The 15,692-nt window shown below is 44.5% G+C and carries 20 protein-coding genes and 1 pseudogene; 6 read left to right on the top strand and 15 right to left on the bottom strand.

Features of this window, described 5'->3' with window-relative positions; all coding sequences use genetic code 11:
* Positions 1 to 21: 21 nt before the first annotated feature.
* The gene (gene acnA, locus MKY62_RS10105; protein WP_016886575.1) at positions 22 to 2,748 is read right to left on the bottom strand and encodes an aconitate hydratase AcnA; all 2,727 of its coding nucleotides are present in this window, start codon (positions 2,746 to 2,748) and stop codon (positions 22 to 24) included.
* A 234-nt stretch (positions 2,749 to 2,982) separates the two neighbouring features.
* Here acnA and sspO point away from each other — a divergent pair, with 234 nt between their 5' ends.
* The 4 genes from sspO (at position 2,983) to MKY62_RS10085 (ending at position 4,493) form a co-directional block, all read left to right on the top strand.
* Positions 2,983 to 3,129 (top strand): small acid-soluble spore protein O, encoded by a 147-nt coding sequence (gene sspO / locus MKY62_RS10100; RefSeq protein WP_003182252.1) that lies wholly within the window; start codon positions 2,983 to 2,985, stop codon positions 3,127 to 3,129.
* A gap of 41 nt (positions 3,130 to 3,170) precedes the next feature.
* Positions 3,171 to 3,317, top strand: a complete 147-nt coding sequence (locus MKY62_RS10095; RefSeq protein ID WP_003182250.1) for a small acid-soluble spore protein P — start codon at positions 3,171 to 3,173, stop codon at positions 3,315 to 3,317.
* Between the two features lie 135 nt (positions 3,318 to 3,452).
* On the top strand, positions 3,453 to 3,860 hold the full coding sequence (locus MKY62_RS10090; RefSeq protein ID WP_003182248.1) for an Hsp20/alpha crystallin family protein: 408 nt from the start codon (positions 3,453 to 3,455) through the stop codon (positions 3,858 to 3,860).
* A gap of 204 nt (positions 3,861 to 4,064) precedes the next feature.
* Entirely contained in the window at positions 4,065 to 4,493 is a 429-nt protein-coding gene (locus tag MKY62_RS10085; RefSeq protein ID WP_003182245.1) for a DUF2621 domain-containing protein, read from the top strand.
* Positions 4,494 to 4,528: 35 nt separating this feature from the next.
* On the opposite strand, the gene MKY62_RS10080 is transcribed toward MKY62_RS10085, so the two are convergent.
* The 3 genes and pseudogenes from MKY62_RS10080 to MKY62_RS10070 all read right to left on the bottom strand — a co-directional run bounded on the left by MKY62_RS10080 (position 4,529) and on the right by MKY62_RS10070 (position 6,261).
* Positions 4,529 to 5,023, bottom strand: coding sequence for a cytochrome c biogenesis protein CcdC (locus tag MKY62_RS10080; protein WP_085959522.1), 495 nt, complete (start codon positions 5,021 to 5,023; stop codon positions 4,529 to 4,531).
* A 73-nt stretch (positions 5,024 to 5,096) separates the two neighbouring features.
* Positions 5,097 to 5,472, bottom strand: a pseudogene (locus tag MKY62_RS10075) (response regulator).
* 81 nt (positions 5,473 to 5,553) lie between these two features.
* Entirely contained in the window at positions 5,554 to 6,261 is a 708-nt protein-coding gene (locus MKY62_RS10070; protein ID WP_003182240.1) for a cytochrome c biogenesis protein CcdA, read from the bottom strand.
* A 242-nt stretch (positions 6,262 to 6,503) separates the two neighbouring features.
* On the opposite strand from MKY62_RS10070, the gene MKY62_RS10065 reads away from it, so the two are divergent.
* Positions 6,504 to 6,665, top strand: coding sequence for an aspartyl-phosphate phosphatase Spo0E family protein (locus MKY62_RS10065; RefSeq protein WP_229107189.1), 162 nt, complete (start codon positions 6,504 to 6,506; stop codon positions 6,663 to 6,665).
* Positions 6,666 to 6,745: 80 nt separating this feature from the next.
* Here MKY62_RS10065 and MKY62_RS10060 read toward each other — a convergent pair whose 3' ends face one another.
* The 6 genes from MKY62_RS10060 to yneA form a co-directional block, all read right to left on the bottom strand.
* The gene (locus MKY62_RS10060; RefSeq protein WP_003182236.1) at positions 6,746 to 6,964 is read right to left on the bottom strand and encodes a YneF family protein; all 219 of its coding nucleotides are present in this window, start codon (positions 6,962 to 6,964) and stop codon (positions 6,746 to 6,748) included.
* Positions 6,965 to 7,048: 84 nt separating this feature from the next.
* Positions 7,049 to 7,486 carry a sporulation inhibitor of replication protein SirA gene (gene sirA, locus MKY62_RS10055; protein WP_003182234.1) on the bottom strand — a complete coding sequence of 146 codons (438 nt, stop codon included), beginning with the start codon at positions 7,484 to 7,486 and terminating at the stop codon, positions 7,049 to 7,051.
* A 154-nt stretch (positions 7,487 to 7,640) separates the two neighbouring features.
* Positions 7,641 to 9,644, bottom strand: a complete 2,004-nt coding sequence (gene tkt / locus MKY62_RS10050) for a transketolase (protein ID WP_009328229.1) — start codon at positions 9,642 to 9,644, stop codon at positions 7,641 to 7,643.
* A gap of 166 nt (positions 9,645 to 9,810) precedes the next feature.
* The gene (locus MKY62_RS10045; RefSeq protein WP_003182231.1) at positions 9,811 to 10,044 is read right to left on the bottom strand and encodes a DUF896 domain-containing protein; all 234 of its coding nucleotides are present in this window, start codon (positions 10,042 to 10,044) and stop codon (positions 9,811 to 9,813) included.
* Between the two features lie 65 nt (positions 10,045 to 10,109).
* A complete protein-coding gene (locus MKY62_RS10040) occupies positions 10,110 to 10,757 on the bottom strand; it encodes a recombinase family protein (protein WP_003182227.1) in 648 nt (215 codons plus the stop codon).
* Between the two features lie 18 nt (positions 10,758 to 10,775).
* Positions 10,776 to 11,087: a cell division suppressor protein YneA gene (yneA, locus tag MKY62_RS10035; RefSeq protein ID WP_339614103.1), complete on the bottom strand. Its 312-nt coding sequence runs from the start codon at positions 11,085 to 11,087 to the stop codon at positions 10,776 to 10,778.
* 152 nt (positions 11,088 to 11,239) lie between these two features.
* Here yneA and lexA point away from each other — a divergent pair, with 152 nt between their 5' ends.
* Entirely contained in the window at positions 11,240 to 11,863 is a 624-nt protein-coding gene (gene lexA / locus MKY62_RS10030) for a transcriptional repressor LexA (protein ID WP_003182222.1), read from the top strand.
* 195 nt (positions 11,864 to 12,058) lie between these two features.
* On the opposite strand, the gene MKY62_RS10025 is transcribed toward lexA, so the two are convergent.
* From MKY62_RS10025 to MKY62_RS10005, 5 genes are all read right to left on the bottom strand, one after another.
* Positions 12,059 to 12,487: a NucA/NucB deoxyribonuclease domain-containing protein gene (locus MKY62_RS10025; protein ID WP_003182220.1), complete on the bottom strand. Its 429-nt coding sequence runs from the start codon at positions 12,485 to 12,487 to the stop codon at positions 12,059 to 12,061.
* 358 nt (positions 12,488 to 12,845) lie between these two features.
* Positions 12,846 to 13,685 carry a thymidylate synthase gene (locus tag MKY62_RS10020; protein WP_003182218.1) on the bottom strand — a complete coding sequence of 280 codons (840 nt, stop codon included), beginning with the start codon at positions 13,683 to 13,685 and terminating at the stop codon, positions 12,846 to 12,848.
* A 59-nt stretch (positions 13,686 to 13,744) separates the two neighbouring features.
* Positions 13,745 to 14,506 carry a hypothetical protein gene (locus MKY62_RS10015; RefSeq protein WP_003182215.1) on the bottom strand — a complete coding sequence of 254 codons (762 nt, stop codon included), beginning with the start codon at positions 14,504 to 14,506 and terminating at the stop codon, positions 13,745 to 13,747.
* 90 nt (positions 14,507 to 14,596) lie between these two features.
* Complete coding sequence (locus MKY62_RS10010) at positions 14,597 to 15,430, bottom strand: prohibitin family protein (RefSeq protein WP_003182213.1); 834 nt, start codon at positions 15,428 to 15,430, stop codon at positions 14,597 to 14,599.
* Positions 15,423 to 15,563, bottom strand: coding sequence for a hypothetical protein (locus MKY62_RS10005; RefSeq protein ID WP_003182211.1), 141 nt, complete (start codon positions 15,561 to 15,563; stop codon positions 15,423 to 15,425). Before MKY62_RS10005 ends, MKY62_RS10010 begins: the two co-directional genes overlap by 8 nt.
* Between the last annotated feature and the right edge of the window lie 129 nt (positions 15,564 to 15,692).

Below are 15,692 nucleotides of genomic sequence, written 5' to 3'. Positions count from 1 at the left end.
GGCTCTCTCTTCCTCATTCAATTACTGTTTCATTTTATTGCGGAGCACCATTTGCAGGATTCCGCCGTGACGGTAATAATCGATTTCCACTTCGCTGTCAAAGCGGACAACAGCTTCAAACGACTTGACCGTGCCGTCTTCGGCAATCGCTTTGACTTGGACGAGATCGCGCGGGCGCACCGTCTCACTCACGTCTACTTCAATTGTTTCTTTCCCGGTCAAACCGAGCGTTTCAGCGTTTTCTCCCTCTTTAAATTGCAGCGGAAGAACGCCCATCAGCACAAGGTTGCTTCTGTGAATTCTTTCAAAGCTTTCTGCAATGACGGTTTTGATGCCGAGCAGATTTGTTCCTTTTGCCGCCCAGTCGCGGGAAGAACCCATTCCGTAGTCTTTTCCGGCAATGACGACCAGACCTGTGCCGTCTTCTTTATACTTCATGCAGGCATCATAAATGGACATCACTTCTCCGGTCGGCCAATACGTTGTATAACCGCCTTCAGTGCCCGGAGCGATCTGGTTTTTGATTCTGATGTTGGCGAATGTTCCCCTCATCATGACTTCATGGTTTCCGCGTCTTGAACCATATGAGTTGAAGTCTCTAGGAGAAACGCCTTTTTCCTGCAAATATTTTCCGGCCGGCGTGTCTTTGCCGATCGCTCCCGCAGGAGAGATATGGTCTGTCGTGACAGAGTCTCCGAATTTGCCGACAATGCGCAAGCCTTTAAGCGGTTCAACTGTACCTGGCTCAACTGACATGTTTTCAAAGAATGGCGGGTTCTGAATGTAAGTGGACTCTTCATCCCATTTATACAGGGCTTCATCCGTTGTTTCAATCGCATTCCAGCGTTCATTGTCATCAAACACGCGCTCGTATTCTTTTCTGAACAGCTCAGGAGTAACGGTTTGCTTCACGACGGAATTGATTTCGTCCATCGTCGGCCAAATATCGTTGAAGTACACATTTTGACCGTCTTTGCCGACGCCGATCGGTTCGTTTTTCAGGTCGATATCTACCGTACCTGCCAATGCATAGGCCACGACTAGAGGCGGAGACGCCAAGTAGTTTCCTTTGACAAGCGGATGAATCCGGCCTTCAAAGTTACGGTTACCGGAAAGGACAGACGTAATCAGCAGGTCGTTTTCGGCAACCGCTTTTTCGATTTCAGGCGCAAGCGGTCCGGAGTTCCCGATACATGTCGTACAGCCGTAGCCGACGATGTTAAATCCAAGCTCGCGCATATACGGCAGCAGGCCTGAATTAACCAAGTAGCCTGTTACGACTTTTGAACCCGGAGCGAGAGATGTTTTCACATAGTTCGGTACTTTCAATCCCAGTTCAACCGCTTTTTTGGCGACGAGGCCCGCACCGATTAAGACATAAGGGTTTGATGTATTTGTACAGCTGGTAATCGCCGCAATTGCGATCGCACCCGTTTTCATGACGGCTTCTTCGCCGTTTTCAAGCTTAAATTTGATTTCTTTGTCAGCCTCGCTCGCGTTTAAACCGAATCCCTGGTTGCCCGCAGGGCTTGCCAAATGCTTGTGGAACGTTTCTTTCATGTCAGTCAGCGGAATGAGATCCTGAGGACGCTTCGGACCTGAAAGGTTCGCTTCAACTTTTGACAAGTCGATTTCAACGATATCAGTAAATACAGGATCTTCCTGATCAGGCGTGTAGAACAGTCCGTTTTGACGGCAATATTCTTTCACCACATTGATATGTTCTTCATCACGGCCTGTTAAACGCATGTATTCCAATGCTTCCTCATCAACAGGGAAGAAACCGCAAGTCGCGCCGTATTCAGGAGCCATATTTGCGATTGTCGCACGGTCTGCAAGCGGTAGTTCCGCAACACCCGGACCGAAGAATTCGACGAACTTTCCGACTACGCCTTTTTCACGCAGCACCTGTGTCACTTTAAGCGCAAGGTCCGTCGCTGTCGTACCGTTCGGCAGCTTTCCGACAAGCTTCGCACCGATTACTTCAGGTACAGGGAAATATGAAGGCTGGCCGAGCATGCCTGCTTCAGCTTCAATTCCGCCGACGCCCCAGCCGAGAACGCCGATTCCGTTGATCATCGTTGTATGGGAGTCAGTACCGACAAGCGTGTCAGGATAAGTGACAATCTCGCCGTCTTCTTCCACTGCATGGACAACGTTTGCCAAATACTCAAGGTTCACCTGGTGAACAATACCTGTAGCAGGGGGAACAGCTTGATAGTTATTAAACGCTTTCTTAGCCCAGCTTAAAAATTTGTAACGCTCTGCATTTCGTTGGAATTCAAGGTCCATATTAACGGTCAATGCATCTTCCGTACCCGCTTTGTCAACTTGTACGGAGTGGTCGATGACAAGGTCTACCGGTATTTCAGGATTGATTTTATCCGGATCTCCGCCGACTGAAGCCATCGCTTTTCTTAATGAAGCAAGGTCTACAACGGCTGGAACGCCGGTAAAGTCCTGCAAAATAACGCGGGATGGTTTGAAAGGAACGTCAATATCTTTTAATTCGGCAGTGCCCCATTTTGCCAAGTTTTCAACGTGTTCCTCAGTAATGACTCTCCCGTCTAATTGACGAAGAACGGATTCGAGCAAAACTTTAATGGAATAAGGAAGTTTTGATACGTTTCCGATTCCTTGATCCTCTAATGCTTTTAAAGAATAATAGCTGTACGTTTTGCCTTGTACTGTAAACGTTTTTCTTGATTGAAAAGCGTCTTTTTTTGCGATTTGTTGCTGATTCGCCATTTCTCCAAAATCCCCCTTTAAAGATCAAGATCATACGCCAGAAAAATCGGCATATTTCACCACAATTTTCTCACAATTTAATCTTAAAACAATTTTAAACATAAGTAAATATCAATGTTTTTATTAAATTCAATAAGAATGACTTATATACGGAAAAAAGTTTATTTTACTGGAAATACATTTTTTTATACAATACACCCGCTAAGGCTATACTACAGTCTGAGGTGATTGAAATTGGCCAAACGAAAAGCGAATCATGTAATAAATGGAATGAACAATGCGAAACGCCAAGGAAACGGCGCGGGATATATTGAAAATGATCAGCACATACTCACTGAGGCGGAACGCCAAAACAACAAAAAACGGAAAACCAATCAATAAATACGAAAGATCCTTCATGAATATCTTAGGAGGTTAAAACATTGACAAATAAAAACGACGGCAAAGATATGCGCAAAAACGCACCGAAAGGAGCTCAGCCGGGGCAGCCAGAGCCTTTGAGCGGAAGCAAAAAAGTAAAAAACCGGAACCATACAAGACAAAAACACAATTCCAGTCACGATATGTAACATTTTTTCCGCGCCTTTCACGGCGCGGTTTTTTGCCTTACCGCGCGTCACCCTGAGGCGTTGTCCACCCTCCTTCACATGAATTCAAAGGTGTGCATAATCTAATGGTAAGGCTAGGTATGGAGGAATGCTCCAATGACAAATACAAAACGTTTCGATTCCGCAGATTTTGATAAAGAATGGATGAAACAGTTTGTTGACGACCCTTTTCTCCTCTATGATGAAACTTTACCGATTGACCTTTATGAAACGAGCACTGAATATATAATTGAAGCAGATTTAAGCCACTTGAATGTCCGGCATCTTGACTTGACGTTTTCAGGCTACGATTTCAAGCTTGCAGTTAAAACCGATGAGCAGCTTTACGAGAAATCGCTGATGCTTCCTTTCTTTTTGAATGACAAACAGATCGAAGCGGAATGCGAAAACAACATTCTTGCAGTTAAAATCAATAAAGAATCAAGCAAAGATGACATTTCGCTTTCAATCAATATTCCTTTTATATCAAACCTGCACAACAAGCAGAACCCGGACAGCGCTTAAAACACTTGCCATCCGGGTTTTTTTCCGTTCGTTCGTCAAATATCCTCTAGCAATTCTCTATGGCCGATTAGGGAATCGCTATACAATAGATTATGTTCTAGCATCTCTTTTGACCAGGCCGGTGTCCCATTTTATATTATTTTTTCTATGTTCTTCTAAAACGCCTTCATGTAAAATAGGTTATAGACAAAGGAGTGATGAGAGATGCTGGAAGGATGGTTTTTATGGCTGATGCTCGCTTGGATCGTCATCATGATCGTCCTCTTGTCAATCGGCGGTTTTTTCATGTTTCGCAAATTTTTAAAAAGGCTGCCTAAAGAAGATGGGAAATCTGAGCTGGACTGGCAGGATTATTATATTGAACAGACAAGGCATTTGTGGAATGACGAAGAAAAAGAACTGCTTGAGGAATTGGTTTCACCCGTACCCGAGCTGTTTCGCGATGTAGCAAAAGCAAAAATCGCCGGTAAGATCGGGGAGCTTGCATTGAAAGAAAAAGCAGGCGCCATCGACCGGGATTTAATCATCAGAGGCTATATTATGGCCACACCGAAAAGAGACCATAAGTTCCTCGTGAAACGTTTAAAAGAAAAGAACATTGATCACTCTACATATCAAGAGCTTTTTAAATAAACAAAACCTTTCCTTCTTTCAGGAAAGGTTTTGTTTTAATTGACCTGTATGTGATTTGACGCTTCAATCTGGCTTGAAAGCTTTCTAAACGATAAATACATGGCAATCCGCCAAGGAACGATCATCCCGAAAGCCAGAATCCAAAACATTCCGCTCAGTGCGCCGTAATCGATCGTTGTGCTTAATATGCTCTTCATCACGATCCGGATGACGAGCAGCGCAATTAAAATAAACACAAACGATTTGGACCGTTTAATATAGATTTTATCATCGCGGATTTCAAATTTTGAGGTTTTAATTAAGAAAATAGAAAAGATCATGCCCACGGTGAGAGCTTCCAAAAATTCAGCACCGGTTACGTGGAACACCGGAAATAAAAACATGAGAGCACCGGTGCTCATAAAAATCGGAGGCAGTATAATTTTTTTGGCCGTAGCCGGTTTTTCAGATGACTTGATTCTGACAGCCATGACAATGACGGCCATCACGATAGCAAGTATAGATGAAACGACGATCATCATACATATCATCCCTTTTTCTAAAGCTAATTTCTCTACTTGTTACTATACTCTAAAACGAAGAAAAAAACCATGTTCACGTTTATCATCTGCAAGCATTTCCGAGCACATGCCGAATGAATCGCTTCGACGACTTTCGTTTCCTCGAAAGGCTTGACGATGAAGTCCTTGGCTCCGGCTTCGATCACCTCAACGACGATCCGCTTTTGCCGCATGGCCGTACACATGATCACTTTCACTTTCGGGTTCAGCTGGATCATATCCTTTAAAGCTTCTATCCCGTTTTTCACAGGCATCGTAATATCCATGATAACCAAGTCCGGCTGCAGCTCTTGATAAAGCAAAACAGCTTCTTCCCCGTTCTCGGCTTCACCCGCGACTTGCAAGTCTTCTGTTTCAAGTATTTCTCTAATTTTATCTCTCATAAATTTTGCATCATCAACAATTAAAACCCTTGTCATACTCCCCTCCAACATCATTATTCAGTTTTGCTGTGAATAAGTCCTATTGTAACAAAAAACCAAGGCGGTCCTTAGCAAAGTTTAAAAGCCTCTGAAATCGCCGAACAGGCCTGACAATACGATAATGATTTTCGTCATCCAGTCAAAGAACAGCAGGATGCCGACTACAATCATTGCAACTCCGCCGATCTTCATGATGATGAGCTGATGCTTCCGAAGCCATTTCATCTTTGTAATGAAAAAAGACAGAAGCAGAAACGGCAAGCTGAATCCGAGTGCATAAAGCACCATATAAGGCACGGCCGACATCGGGTTCGTTCCGGCGAGTGCAATAACCGCTGCAAGAATCGGGCCGGTGCAGGGCGTCCAGCCGGCGGCAAATGCCATTCCGATTCCGATGGAACCGAGCAGACCTCCAGGCCTGTTTTTAAATTGGAGGCGCCTTTCTTTCATTAAAAATTCAGGCTTAAAAACCCCCAAAGTGACAAATCCGAAAAAGATGATAAAAACCGCACCAAGCTGCCTGATGAGCTGATGATAATCCTTAAAAAACGACCCGACAAGCGACGTGCTGTAGCCGAGTGCCACAAAGATCATCGAAAAGCCGATCAGGAAAAAGACCGTATGTACCAAGCTCCTTTTTTGAAACATAAGTTTGTCAGAATGGATTTCACTCATGCTGACACCGGTAATATATGATAAAAAAGCGGGATAAAGCGGCAGGCAGCATGGCGAAATAAACGATAGAAACCCTGCACCGAAAGCGAGAATATAATTGATATCAGCCATCTCTTTCTCCCTTCTATTTTTTGGAATACCATGAAAGAAAATCATTTGATATGACAATTACATTTCAATTTCCTAACATATCACAAAAAAGGATGTTGATTGCACGAATTTCTTTATATAATCAATTTTGACAATTTACCCTTATCACCTTCAGAATTGAAAAGAAACCTATATATGGATATAATAGCATTTAGTAGGCAACAAAAAGATGATTTTTACAGAAGAAAGGATAAATTCCTGTGATGAAAGAAAATCTGCTTCATGAAATTGAGGAAAAAAGAAAAGAGCTGCTAAAAATCGTCATGACAAACGGCATGACTTCACATATCACCATTCAGCACAGCCAGCAGCTGGATAGCCTTCTCTTGGAATACCAAAAACTATCTCTCGGAAATACACAATAATCATAGATCAAAATAAAAAACCCGGAAGCGGGTTTTTTATTTTATAACCATGTTCCTTCTATGTCATAATCGCATTCGCATTATTTCGTTTGATTTTCCATGGCTTTCATCATTTGATTAATTTTCTTCTGGGATGGTTTCATACCCATCTGCATCATCATCATGCGCAGCATTTGTTCATTAATTGGCGGATTTTTTTTCAAATAGTTCATCATATATTTACGAGCAATAAAAAATCCGAGTGCAACACCTGCGAGCAATGCTAAAACGCCCACTAGGATGACAACCCACAAATCCATTTAATTTCCTCCTTCATGTTGTCTCGTATAAAGTGTACTAAACCAAACGCTATTATACAACATTTACAGTCCAAATTCTTTTTTTTATACAAAATTTCTTTCTTTCACAGGGTTCAGCCAGCCATAACGTTTCATATTAAAATCCATCGCAAGAAAACACGGACTGACTTTTCGCAATACCTCAAAGAAAACCGTTTCGGCATCGAATGGACCCTTTGCCAATATCTCAATATGACGGTCTTTGATAATAAAAGAAGCGCTTCCTTTTGGAACAATCAATCTGTATACATAGTCAACCTGTGTATAGTCTTCCCGGCAGAGGTTCATTTTCATTCTTTTGTGTATATGAGCAGCGGGAATCGGTTTTGTAATAAACTCGATCTGTTTCGCGGCTAATTGAGACTTTTGATCGGGGCTCGTCCAATGATAATCGTAAAACAGTTTGAACATGACAGACTCTCTTCCAAAATAATGGCTGGCAAATTCCTCTTCTATCAAATACGTATAATAATGGCGTTCCATCCCTGTCTCATCCCCCTGTTTCGAAAGATATATGTTTTCTATTATACAAAAGGGGGTTAGAAATAATTGTCTGATGATGATAAAAGAAGCGACTAATTTTGTCGAAACGAAAAAAAGAGAATGATCCGCAGATCATTCTCTTTCATATGCCCGATTAGCGATTTAACAGTTTTTTCACCCGGTCAACTACATTCGCAGGCGTAAAACCGTATTCTTTCATGATCGTTTCGCCAGGAGCTGATGCACCGAACTGGTCGATTCCGAGAATGTCCCCGTCAGTGCCTGTATATCTCTCCCATCCGAGCGGCGATCCCATTTCAATTGCGAGACGCTTTGTCACATCAGTTGGAAGAACAGCGTTTTTATATTCAGCCGGCTGCTTGTCAAATCGATCCCATGACGGAACGCTGACAACGGATACGTCAATGCCTTCTTTTTGCAGCTCGCTTTGTGCATCAAGCGCAAGGCCAACTTCAGATCCGCTCGCAAGCAAGATCGCTTCCGGTTTTTCGTTTTGGCTTTTTGAAACGACATATGCACCCTTTTTAACGCCTTCATAAGCCGTTTCAGCAGACTGATCGATTGTCGGCAAGTTTTGGCGTGTCAACACAAGCGCAGTCGGCTGGTCTTTTGATTGAAGCGCGAGCTTCCAGGCAGCTGCTGTTTCATTTCCGTCGGCAGGTCTGATGACGGACAAGTTCGGCAGCGCACGAAGTGATGCCAGCTGTTCAATCGGCTCATGAGTCGGTCCGTCTTCACCGACGGCAATGCTGTCATGTGTAAATACATAGGTGACAGGAAGCCCCATCAATGCAGCAAGACGAATCGCTGGTCTCAAGTAATCGGAGAAAACGAAGAACGTTCCGCCGAATACGCGGAGGCCTCCGTGAAGAGCCATTCCGTTCAAAGCTGCTCCCATCGCAAATTCCCTTACACCGAACCAGATATTTCTGCCGGCGTAATCCTTCGCTGAAACATCTCCGCCGTTTTTGATTGTCGTTTTGTTGGAACCGGCCAAGTCCGCGGATCCGCCAAAGAAAAACGGCACTTGTTGAGCGATTCCGTTTAACACTTCACCTGAGGATGCACGTGAAGCAAGGCTGCTTCCTTTTTCATATACAGGTACTTTCTGATCCCATCCTTCAGGAAGCTCGCCTTTGATCGCCAGTTCAAGCTCTTCGGCAAGTTCCGGGTGGGCTTTCTTGTATGCGGAGAACAGTTCGTTCCATTCCGCCTCTTTTTTCTTACCCGCTTCCTTCACTGTTTCGTTAAAGTGCTCGTACACTTCGGAAGGAACATAAAAATCTTCTTCGTATGTCCACTCATACGCTTCCTTCGTTAATTTCGCCTCTTCTGATCCGAGCGGAGCGCCGTGGACGCCGGATGTGCCCGCACGGTTTGGAGAACCGAAACCGATCGTTGTTTTCACTTCAATTAATGTCGGCTGCTTTTCATTTTGTTTCGCTTTCTCGATGGCCGCCGTAATTTCGGCAATGTTGTTGCCGTCTTCAACATAAAGCACTTCCCAATTCATCGCTTCAAAGCGCTGCTTTACATTTTCAGAGAATGAGCGGTTTAGTTCGCCGTCAAGCGAAATGTCATTTGAATCATAAAGCACGATGAGACGGCCGAGGTTCAAATGTCCCGCAAGCGAAGCCGCTTCGGATGAAATTCCCTCCATCAAGTCTCCGTCACCGCAAATGCTGTATGTATAATGGTCAACGACGCGATAGTCGTCACGGTTGTAAGTTTCAGCAAGGTGACGTTCAGCAAGCGCCATTCCGACAGCCATTCCGATTCCTTGGCCAAGCGGACCTGTAGTCGCATCTACACCCGGAGTATGTCCGAATTCCGGATGCCCAGGAGTTTTGCTTCCCCATTGGCGGAAATTTTTGAGGTCTTCAATTGAAACGTCATATCCGCTTAAGTGAAGCATGCTGTACAAAAGCATCGATCCGTGTCCGGCGGAAAGCACAAAACGGTCCCTGTTAAACCAATTCGGATTTTCAGGGCTGACATTCATCATTTTTGTCCAAAGCGCATAAGCCATCGGAGCAGTCCCCATCGGCATGCCGGGGTGACCGGATTTAGCTTTTTCAATCGCGTCTATGGAGAGTGTTCGTATTGTTGCGACAGATTTTAATTCAATCGTTTTCATTATGATCCCCTTCCTGTATGGACTCTACTTTCTTATCATAAATCTACCCATCGGTTTTCACAACCATTTCAGCTCAAAAGCTGGGCGAAAAATGACGAATCTTTGCCTTCATTCTAAATTGTAGTATATACAAAAAGGGAATACGATATCGGCGTATTCCCTAAAATTAATGCAATCGGCGGTTTCTTTTTTCCTGTTTGAGCTTTTCAGGAGTCACATCATTACCTTCAGGGTCAACAATCGTCACAGTTTTCAACGTGTTTTTCATAGACGCGCGGACGCCTTGAAGGTATTCCTGGCGAAGCTTCTGCTGTTCTGCTTTTTCTTCGTCTGTTAAAGATCCGCTCTTTGCTTTTTTGGCAAGCTCGTTAATTCTGGCTATTTTTTCTTTAGAAATCATAAGATACTCCTTTGATTCGGTATATATCCATCATACTACTAAATCCGCTTTCGTTTGACAACAGATTAGTCTGCAAGGCCGTCCTTATACTCCTGGTAGCGGCGGTGAACGGTTGCTTTTGATATGCTGTATCCGAAGCCTCTCAACACGGCTGCAATCTCCGCAAACGTCAGCTTGTTCTCCCTGAGCCTGACGATTTCTGAAAGAGGCGCTTCGATTCGCTCTCTCCCGCCGCCTTCATTGCGGTGTTTTAGGTTCCTCTCCGGGCGGTAGCCGTTTTCGACCGCCTTCTTCATTCCCCGCTTAATTTTCAGGTTATGTATTTTCCGCTGGTATTCCTCGACAATGCCGACAATCTCCAAAACCATCGAGTCCGCTTCGGAAAGCTCGAGCTTTCCGCGGTGAGCCAGCGTGTAGATTTGAACGCCTTCTTTATATAAACAGTGAAGAAGGGCAATTTTGGCATTCCCTCTTCCAAGCCGCGTATCATCCTGTATTAAAACCGCGTCGATGTCTGATGTTTTGATTTCCTCGAGCAGATCGAAGACGCCGTCGCGGTCCATTTCATATCCGCTCGCCTGTTCGGAAATGACGCTCACGACGTTCATCCCGTGTTCGGCGGCAAGCGACTTAAGCTCTTCCTCCTGCCGCTTTAATGAGGTTTCCTGCTGCTCCTTCGCAGTGCTTACCCTGGTGTAAATAATCGCATTCATGGAAATCCCCTCAATCTCTTATTCTACAACTGCAAGCTGATATTGATCGGAGTGCTGTTTGGCTACCGGCAGGATCAAGACATCTCCCGGTTTAATGACAGAGGTCGGCAGATTGTTTTTATCGGCGACCCATTCGATGAATTTGTGTTTGTCAGCGGTTTTTCCGCCTTTGATCCGGTCGGCCAGCTCCCACAATGTATCGCCTTCTTGCACTTCTATTTTAACATATTGCTTTCTTTCTTCGATCTTACCGGCAAAAGACACAAACAGAATACAGCAGCTGATCATAGCAGTAAACAGACTGACAAAAATCAATGATTCTTTTTTCATATCCATCACCCCAGAATGTTTGTTCGGTTTTTGTGACTTCAGTATACATACGAACAAATGTTTCTGTCAATCGTTTTTTTCGAACCTATGTTTGTACTCAGAGGAAAAACATGCTATAATCTAGCTAAAATCGACGTTTTGAGGTGCAAAAAATGACGAAGCTATCAAAAAGACAACTTGATATTTTGCGTTTCATTAAAGAAGAAGTGAAGCGCAAAGGCTATCCGCCTTCCGTCAGGGAGATCGGAGAAGCGGTCGGCCTGGCGTCAAGTTCAACGGTACACGGCCACTTGGCAAGGCTTGAAACGAAGGGATTGATCAGAAGGGATCCGACGAAGCCGAGAGCGATCGAAATTCTCGATACAGAGGAGGAAATTCATATTCCGAAAAACCAGGTTGTCAATGTCCCGGTCATCGGAAAGGTGACCGCCGGTACACCGATTACCGCAGTCGAAAACATCGAGGAATACTTTCCGCTTCCCGAACGCCTGGCGCCGCCGGATGAGCACGTCTTCATGCTGGAGATCATGGGAGAAAGCATGATCGATGCCGGAATTCTTGATCAAGATTATGTGATTGTCAAGCAGCAGAACACCGCAAACAACGGGGATATCGTCGTTGCGATGACCGAAGACGACGAAGCGACTGTTAAGCGGTTTTTCAAGGAGGAAACCCATATCCGCCTTCAGCCGGAAAACCCGACGATGGAGCCGATCATCCTTCAGAATGTGACGATTCTCGGAAAAGTCATCGGCGTTTTCCGCACTGTTCATTAAAACACGGACTCATCAGCAAAACCGCCGGTCGGCGGTTTTTTTGCACGAAAAAACAGGCTCACATCCATTCGGCAATGAAGGATGCGAACCTGAAACAGAGGGAATGATAATATGCTTACATTACCATTATCCCCCACAACGATTTTCCTGTCAACAAAAATGTTTCCCAAAGGAAAGATATTTGTTTTTCGCCTTTTATTGAACGATAAACAAAATTCTCGTCCCGTCGGCGAAACCGCTCAGCCTGTTCCCGACCCAGGAGCCGGCTCCGCGGTTATCCGATGAGCTGACATATCTGACAGACGCTCCTTTGCCCCCTTCTTCACACATGGCCATCGGCCATTCGTCACGGTCAAAGCCCGGCTTAGTCGGAATCCCCTTCAGTGATTCCTGGCGGCGCTTATCCGCTCCCGATCTTTCAATCGTGCAGACATCTGAATGCCCCGCTTTGATTGCGTCGCTGATATGAGCGCCGGTTTCGGGATAGCGTGATGCCGGAAAATACAATATGTCGTCATACCTTGCAGCACCTTCGGCATGCTGAGGAGAATATGCGGCGCCTCCCGAAAGCCCAAGCAGTACCAATGCGGAAAACAGCAGATGAACCGCCCATTTTTTGATCATGACAAAAACAACCTCCTCTTGTATATGCTGGTGTTACTAACAGATTAAGAGAGAATTGTTTTTGCTTTTCGGGTTCTTTGTGAAAAAGACGTTTAGATTGTGTAAATGAACGTTTATTCTTCTATGACGTTATTTTTTAAGATGCTGCACGTCATCGCTTTTGCATCAGAACATGAACCGTTGATATCGTTGGTAAAAACATAACTTCAGCCGCGTGTTTTAATGAATTCCCGCAAACAGCTCCATATCGACAGCCCTTGTGCCTGTCTTGCCGTATTATATGTCTGTATCTTCTTGAATCATCCTCCAAGGCCGTTTTTCATCACTGTACAAAAAAACAGGCGGGAAATCCGCCTGTTCATACGGCAACTTCAAATGTCAGCTTGTCGCCGTGCTTATAGTCGATTAATTTAAAATCATCGATTGTAAAGTCATAAAAATTTTTGATATCCGGGTTGATCCATAGCTTTGGCGCTTCATACTGCTCGCGTTTCATCTGAATGTTTAAATTGTCGATGTGACGGGTATAGATGTGGCAGTCACCGATGTTGAAGATGTATTCGCCCAGCTCATAACCGAGGACTTGCGCGATCATGCGCTGCAAGACATTATATTGAAACACATTGAACGGGTTGCCAAGCGCCATGTCGTTGCTTCTCGCTCTTACTTCTAAAGAGAGCTTTCCTTCTTTCACATACCATTGCGTCTCATAGACGCAGGGCGTCAAAGCCATGCCATCCAAATCATCGGGATTCCACAGCATGGTCAAATGCCTGCGTGAAGAAGGGTTATGCTTTAACTGATGAAGCAAATAATCCACTTGATCGACTTTCTGGCCGTTAACCGTTCTGTTTTTCTTCCCTAATTGATAGCCGTACGCTGCTCCGATTGTGCCGTCTTCAAGACGCCATTGATCCCAAATATGAACCCCCATATCATTCAGAACTTGAACATCATTGGATTTCAGCTGCCAAATCCAAAGCAGCTCTTTAATGGCCGTTTTCCACGCCACCTTCTTCGTCGTCAAAATCGGCACTTCTGAATTGTCAAACCGCATTTTTTCGCTCATGATGCTCAGCGTATGAGCCGGCGTTCCGTCTGAATCCCACTTCGTCCGAACCTGATATTCTTCATCGGAGATCCCTGATTCAATAATTTTTTGTATGATTGCATTGTATTGCTGGTCATAATGGCTCATCTTATCCTCTCCTCTTTCCACATGATATGTATAAAATGAGTTTTTTTCAAGGTTTAAGATCACGCGCGGGTTTGATAAATCTCCAATGCTTTCTTGAGAACATTTTTATCGTATCCTGAGATATCGTGGATTTTTTCAGTCCATCCTTCGATTGTGTCCGGCTTCGCTTCTCTGTATAATCCTTTGCTCGTACTAAGATATATGTCCCAGCCGCTGAATTCCCAATGGGCGATTTCATGCTGAAACGGAATTCTGCATTCCAGTAAAGGCGCAGGCTTCAATGCCGCCTGCGAGTATTCAGCCGCCTTTAAAAAAACGGACATGTCAACAGGGTCTGTATTGTAGACTTGAGTCGACACCTTTCCGTTCGGCCGATGGTAAAGGACCTCAACTCCGCCGGCTGTCGGCATGACTTGAACTTGTGCGGCAGGGAAAAAACCGCCCAGCTTTTCATTGGTATAATCTTCAGATTCGCAATCGATCAGAATCGGATGCAGCCATTGGTCTCCCAGATCACACAAAAAGCGCCGGCCTCTTTCATCAAGGGCGATGACTGCGGCATGCGCGCGTTCCGTTTTGAACGAACGGCCGATTGGAAAAGCTTCCACTCCGTCTTTTGTGAACTCATCCAGCAGCCAAATCGAAAGGTCAAAACAATTGCCGGCAATCCCGTACTCTTGATAGTGCTCCTTCATCATCGATACTTCCCGCTGTCTCCCATCTCCTGCCTGATGATAAAACCATGCTTTTGTCAGCGTTTCCATCGGAAAAGAGTCAAATTTTCTCCACGTACGGAGAATGGCTTCCGGAGCAAACAACATCTTACCCCCTGTCTCAGAAACGATTGTTAACACCATTATATACGTGCGCCCGAGACGAAAAAAATCCCTTGGCAAGGGATTTTTTTCGTTTTATTTTCCTTTCTCATCGGTTGGAATCTGGATCAGGGAATTCGATCCGGTCGCTTTAGGCATTTTTCCGTCCCATTTTTGGATCCATTGATACTTGATCATTTCATCCGACATCGACTTTTTAATAATTTCGTTGTACTCGGCAATACCTTGGGCTTCGATCTTTTTCTTTTTCGCTTCCGCTTCGGCGATCTTCAGCTCCGTCTGTGTTCTTTCCAGTTCCTGCGAAGACTTCACGCGCGCGTCAATCGCTTCCTGAGTCGCTTTATCAGGCTTCGGCACGCCGAGTGTTAAATCGTCAATGACAAAGCCGAGCCCCTTCATATCATCTGCAAATGTTTTTTGAATTTCTGCAGCGGCATCAGATGATTTTTGTCCGTATGTATCAATGACGGAATATTTGGAAATCGACTTTCTCGCAGCGTCCCACAGCCTTGTTTTCAAGTAGCTGTTTTCGATTGATTCAATATCGACCGCTCCGAATTTATTAAACAATTCTACGACTTTATCAGGCTGAACGACATAGTTGTAGGCAATGTCCATTGAGATGTTTTTGCCGTCGGAAGTAGCCACTTGAATATCCTGATTGTTTACAGTCTGCATCCGTACCGGATATCTTGTGACTTTGTCAAACAGCCCGACTAAATGCCAGCCTTGATCCAGCGTTTCCGATTTTACCCCGCCATTCGGGGAATAAACGACGCCGACATATCCGTTCGGGATTTTCTCGATGAACAGGGAGGCCGTGAATCCTCCAATAATTAAAGCGGCAGCGACAATGATTCCGCCGAGCAGCGTTTTGTTTTTATTTTTCTTTGGTTGTTTTTCATTCATCTTTGTCGTCCTCCAGCGTTTTCTTTATTTTGGTCGCCCCGCTTCCGACTTTTTTAAAAAGCGGGCTCAACATAAGCCATACGCCAAACCCTATAATGAGCAGCAATATGATCGAACCAATCATGACTTTCACTTTTGTTTCACCCCTTTTGCATTTGTTGATTGATCGTATGACTAAATAAAATCATTTCACTTATGTTTACGTTCATATGAACTTAAAGTTTCATTTTTTTAAAATTTAATAGAAAAAAATTTTATCATT

The sequence above is a fragment of the Bacillus sp. FSL R7-0646 genome (assembly GCF_037969865.1).
GTDB lineage: Bacteria > Bacillota > Bacilli > Bacillales > Bacillaceae > Bacillus > Bacillus licheniformis.
This window is presented reverse-complemented; position numbering and strand designations above follow the sequence as displayed.